General features: G+C 54.3%; 6 protein-coding genes and 1 pseudogene. 2 read left to right on the forward strand and 5 right to left on the reverse strand.

Annotation, left to right across the window (positions count from 1 at the left end):
* From AC1DUU_RS28915 to AC1DUU_RS28935, 5 genes are all read right to left on the reverse strand, one after another.
* Positions 1-479, reverse strand: a 479-nt coding sequence (locus tag AC1DUU_RS28915) for an NAD-dependent epimerase/dehydratase family protein (protein ID WP_476786770.1), incomplete at its 3' end; no start/stop codon positions are given.
* Entirely contained in the window at positions 472-891 is a 420-nt protein-coding gene (locus AC1DUU_RS28920; RefSeq protein ID WP_476786766.1) for a GtrA family protein, read from the reverse strand. The genes AC1DUU_RS28915 and AC1DUU_RS28920, both read right to left, overlap by 8 nt.
* Before the next feature lie 10 nt (positions 892-901).
* Positions 902-1,654, reverse strand: coding sequence for a class I SAM-dependent methyltransferase (locus AC1DUU_RS28925; protein WP_476786767.1), 753 nt, complete (start codon positions 1,652-1,654; stop codon positions 902-904).
* Positions 1,655-1,797: 143 nt separating this feature from the next.
* Positions 1,798-2,607, reverse strand: a complete 810-nt coding sequence (locus AC1DUU_RS28930; protein ID WP_476786771.1) for a glycosyltransferase family 2 protein — start codon at positions 2,605-2,607, stop codon at positions 1,798-1,800.
* Between the two features lie 673 nt (positions 2,608-3,280).
* On the reverse strand, positions 3,281-3,475 hold the full coding sequence (locus tag AC1DUU_RS28935; protein WP_476786768.1) for a hypothetical protein: 195 nt from the start codon (positions 3,473-3,475) through the stop codon (positions 3,281-3,283).
* Between the two features lie 325 nt (positions 3,476-3,800).
* Here AC1DUU_RS28935 and AC1DUU_RS28940 point away from each other — a divergent pair.
* Positions 3,801-3,902 (forward strand): annotated as a pseudogene (locus AC1DUU_RS28940) (transposase domain-containing protein); the annotation flags it as partial.
* 490 nt (positions 3,903-4,392) lie between these two features.
* Positions 4,393-4,611, forward strand: a 219-nt coding sequence (locus AC1DUU_RS28945) for a hypothetical protein (protein ID WP_476786769.1), incomplete at its 3' end; no start/stop codon positions are given.

Genomic DNA, 4,611 nt, shown 5'->3' on the forward strand with positions numbered 1-4,611 from the left:
GCTGAAATCAGCCCTTCGCCAGCGGCTTTAGATGCGCCGTAAAGAGAGGTCTGTATTGGAAAAGGTCCGTCTTCCGGCGTTGGGACAACCTGTGCCTCGCCGTATACCGAACCGGTTGATGAGAAGGCTATCTTGCGGATGCCATTTGCGCGCATCGCTTCCAGCACGTTGTAAGTCGCGATCGTATTTTGCTCGAGATCCTTACGGGGATGTTCAGTCCCGAACCTTACATCGGCATTAGCGGCCAGATGGAACACGGCGTCGCCACCTTTGAAGGCGGCAGTCAGCCCATCCAAATCCAGAAGATCCAACTCCAGCAGCTTGAAATTCTGGTGCTTCAGTGCACCGTCGAGAAAGCGGCGCTGTCCTGTGCTGAAATTGTCGACGCCAATGACGGCGTCTCCATTTGCCAGCAGGCGATCCACAAGATTGCTACCGATAAAGCCGGAGCAGCCCGTAACGACAAATGTGCTAACCACGTCCAATCCCATCCTGCTGGAACACCCAGAATTTTGTCATGCCGTAACCCAAAGCCACGGTGACAGCAACCGCAACCGCCACACCCGCATATGGTGACAGGCCGCACAGATCGACGATGATAAAAACGACAAGCATCGTTATTAGGTAGTTGATAAAAACAACGCAAAGGTACCGTGCAATCTGAGGTGCGAAATTTTTGCCATGGCTTGCAAAGGTAAAAAGCTTGTTGGCAGCAAAATGGAAGGCCGTAGAAACAAAGTATGAAGTGGTTACAGACAGATTTTTTGACAGATCCAAAAAATCAAACGTGATGAATAAAATAGAAAAATAGATCGCCGCAGTCAGTCCGCCAACTGTGAGATACTTTGTTATTTGCGCGCCGTGCTTAAGAAGCTTTATCGGGACTTTCATAGAAGCCAAGTCACGGAGTGGACGGATCAGGTTTTACAGCAGTCATAGTGACACGCACGCCGAAAGGGAGAGGGAGCCCTGACAGGTATTTCGACTCGGCCTTCATCAGGACAGACATCAGCCAGCTGTTTTTTGTTGATGCAGCTTGTTGCGCCACGACTTGCCGGTCAGGTGTTTTGCTTAAGAACCTGTCCTTCRGTTTCACTAACGCAAAAACCGGGTATATGAAGAAGCCGAGGTGCGACTTTCTAGTGACCCGAAAGCCTGCCGCCTCAAGCTTGCCTCTTAACTCGCCACTAGTATAGCGACGAAAATGGTTCAGCTGCACGTCGTAGGGGCCAAACAGTAAGGGACCGGCAGGCACCTCGACGATCAAAGCGCCTCCGGGCGTCAATAGTTCGTAAGCCTGCCGCATAGCGCGAGTGTCATCTCCAATATGCTCGAAAACGTTGAGCATCACGATGACATCAACAGACCGCGCCGGCAAAGGACATTGAAGCAGGTCAAAGCGAATGAGGGGTATACCCTTTAATTCACTTGCCAGCTTCAACAGGGGAGCTTTGACGACGTCAGCACCAATCAGAAAATTATCTGTCAAGCGACTACGAAGATCTTTCAACAAGAAGCCCGACGAGCAACCGATATCCATAATGACAGCACTAGGCTTGGCTGCATGTCGATGCACCTGATCTATCGCACACTTCCGAGAGGCCACGTCGATCGGATGTTGATCCCCTGCAGCTTCCTCATGAAGCTGCGTCAAGTCATCGGACCATCCCTCAAAATTCTCACTATACTCGAGGACGGGAACAGACTCCGAGCCGATGATAAAGCCGGCGCCGTCCCAAATTGGCTCAGATGTGTGTCCACGGGGAACCGGCAGCTTAAATGGAAACACAACGCACCTCAAAAATTGGCTTTCCGGTCCACGATATACATCGGGCGTCGCTTTACTTCATCATAAATGCGGCCGACATACTCCCCGATCAGCCCCAATCCAATGAGCTGCGTTCCGGAAAAGAAGCTGATGAAAAGGATGGTTGTGGACAGGCCCGGCGTAAGATTCACGCCAACGAGCTTCTGTAGCAGATACCACGCGCCCAGCAAGAAGCTGAGGCCAGCCAAGGCAAACCCTGCGAGCGACATCATGAAAAGTGGTCGGGAGCTAAAACTGACTAAGCCATTTAGCCCGATCTTCAGGGATCCGGTCAGTCGATTGTAGTTGCCCTTTCCGGCAAACCTCTCGTCACGGTCATATTCGATGAATCCCTGCTTAAACCCAACGTATGCAACGAGACCACGGAGGAACCCGTGGGTTTCGTTCAACTGGCGCAGTTCTTCAACAACACGCCGCGTCATGATCCTGAAATCGCCTGTGTTGCGCGGAATTTTGACGTCGCTCAGCTTATTGATCACCGTGTAGCCAAAATGGGATATCAGTCTCTTGAACCATGTCTCGCCACGACGGCTGCGGCGGGTGGCGTAAACCACTTCGAAGCCCTCCGAGAGCTTGCCATACATCTGCTCTAAAAGTTCCGGCTGATCCTGGAGATCCACGTCAATAACCGCACAAGTTTCGCCCGTACAGCTCAGAATACCAGCCATAGTTGCCGCTGGCTGGCCAAATCGGCGTGAAAACACCAAAAGCTTTATATTCGAGTTTCGGTTGATTTCTTCTAGAATCACTTCTTCCGTTCTATCCGGCGAGGGGTCCAGAGAACGCCCCCTTGGTGAAGTCGCCTGTTTGGCTCAACACTCCAGCAAAATCAAGCTGACGTGTATGCGCTGCATCGGACCGGTTGCTCAGCATGTGACGGACAGTCCGGATGAATAGGCAGACGCCAGATAATCCGGTCGGCGGCAGCACTGTTGCTCAGGGAGGGCGACAGAACCTTCTCCTGTCGGCACCACACCAGCACCTGGCGGATTGTCTGACGATTCGGCCAACTTGCGGAACACCAACGCGATTGTCTCCTGGACGCGTCGATCCGCAACCGAGAGTTCCATCTGGCTCATCGTGCCCTTCATGCCGAGCAGGAGCGGGTCGTTGGCCGAGTCGTAGACGCCATCCTCATCTACAATCAGCGTACCGACCTGACCGCAGAACTCCAGGAGCGTGTGCCAGTCGCTCCCATTGCGGGCCGGGCCTCTAGCGAGAACACCGCATCGACGCGGCCCTCGCAGATTGCCGCCAGAAGCTTCTCGAGCCGGGCCGCCGTGCGCCCGCACCCGAACGGCCATGGTCGTCGTCAATCACCTTGATGTCGGACCACCCCAACTGACGTGCCCGATCGGCCAAGCCATACTTGCGTCGATGGCTTTCAACGTTCTGTGCAACTTGGAAAGCGTCGGTTTTCGGACATAGGCGATGGCGTTCCGTACCAGATGATCAGCCGTGATTTTGGTCATCGCCCGCCTCCAACTGGTCCACTACGGCCGCCATCGCCTCCATCAGGAGTGCCTGCAGCTGCTCCACCGCTTTCGTCCGCTCCGCCGGCGCGAGCCTCATGACTAGCGGCGGCTCCTCGAACAGATCCTGTTGCGCATGCGTCCACTGCTTCGCCATCAGTGCCGTCTTGGGCAAACTCCTCCCCAAGGTTGCAGGCTAGGCCTGCGTCGAGGAACGCCCTAAGATCAAAAAGTCGGGCAACCGAAAGGCGCAGAACGTCAGCGATCTTGACCGATGCGACCGCTGGATCGACCAAACAGGCGGGAATCAGAAAGGATGGACCCTCGCCTGAGCGCAGGGTCAGATGCCGACTGCCGTTGTGGAACTGATCGCCAATCACGATCGCTGGCCGCAGGAACAGCGAGTGGAACGGATATGAGACCTCTATCTCGCGGCCCAGAATGCGGGCATCATAAGGTCGGGTCGAATGGCGGCTAAGCACTTGGGCGACCGTCGGGCCACCGTGAAGATGAACAACGTCGATCTATTCGCCTGGCTCACCCAGACGCTCGAGCGCATCGCCAACAGATGGCCCATCTCCAGCGTAGAGCAGTCATTCCCGGAACTACAAGGCCTGACCAACCTCAGCTACGCGCTTACGACTTGCCAACGACAACGTGAATTGTTAACGCTCGGTCGTTGCCCGCTGCCATATTCCGTTCGTCAGCCCGTCGTTCTCCGAGGCTGGCGCATGTGAACGGAGACGAGGTCTAAGCAAGAGGACGGATGAGACTTTCAAAGCATAGCTGTACCCGAGGAGCTGAGCTGGTTGGACGCAGATTGACCCCACAACTCTGCCTGCCGTTTCATGAGCGCCCTTGCGCCGCACCTTCCCCAGACTTTACTGCCAGTTGAATCGTCTTTGTCGCTTGAGTGCGTACGGGGAGGGGATTTGATATTTGGCATTCTATTGAAAGTATCACAGCATGTCCCAATCGCCCCGATTGATTTTTGACCTCACAACGTCATCGCGCTGGTCGGGACCTCCGTCAGGGATTGTGCGTACAGAGCGACAGCTCGCGATATTCGCAAAGGAGGTTGTCTCAACCTCAGTGGAGTATTCGATCTACGATCTGGAATCGAAATCATTCTTCGTATTGAAGCCTGATATCGTGAGGCGTATTCTCGCCGGAAATCTCGTCGTTGAATTCGGTGCAGGCGTACCGGAGCGTATCCTTCGTCAAGTTCGGAAATATTCATTCCTTCGTCAGCCCCGAAAATACTTGTTGGAGCAATACTATCGCGTTGCAAATTGGCTCGGTACCAACAAG

Source organism: Aminobacter sp. P4_H6_2 (assembly GCF_056400805.1).